Genomic DNA, 658 nt, shown 5'->3' on the forward strand with positions numbered 1-658 from the left:
TAATTTTAGTCAAACTCCTACTTTTCATTTTAGTTATCGATTTTTTGAAGTGTTACCTTTTATAAAACAAACAAAAACTATCATCATTCATGAAGGTTTTTTTGATGTCATTAGTTGTTGGCAAAATGGTATTAAAAACGTGGTCGGTCTCATTTGTGTCGCTCAATTACTTTCTCAATCACAATTAGAAATTCTCAAAAAAGAAAATATCAAAGTAATTATCGCCTTAGATAACGACGAAACAGGACAAAAACGCAGCGAAGCCTTAGGAGAACAACTTAAAGAAGCAAACATTTTATACGAAATCAGAAGGATTTTACCCCCTTACGACCAAACTTGTAAAGATGTCGATGATTTATTACGTCAATACGGAAAAGAAACTTATCAAAAATGTTTTTTAGATCCATATCTCTCTTACAAAAAGGCCAAAAAGAAAATCATCGTCGATTTAGCTGTTCATTTCTTTGGGGAAGACAAAGTAGAAGTGATTAATTAAATTATTCCTTTTTAAACTAACATATTGCATTTACACATATAGATTACATTAAATAACCTTAAACGCGTATATATCCCTAAATTTTGCGATTTTATTTTCGCAAATTAGGGGTTATTTATTTTTATAACAAAAAAACCAACCTAAAAGGAGAAAAAAATGAAA

Annotated in this window: 1 protein-coding gene; it reads left to right on the forward strand. The window is 29.3% G+C overall.

The features are described from left to right. Positions 1 to 496 (forward strand): toprim domain-containing protein (locus tag RI01_RS02920; protein WP_017193178.1); only part of this gene is annotated, 496 nt, incomplete at its 5' end. Positions 497 to 658 lie beyond the last annotated feature (162 nt).

Origin of the sequence: Italian clover phyllody phytoplasma str. MA1, from assembly GCF_000300695.1 — a bacterium.
Classification (GTDB): Bacteria; Bacillota_I; Bacilli_A; order Acholeplasmatales; family Acholeplasmataceae; genus Phytoplasma.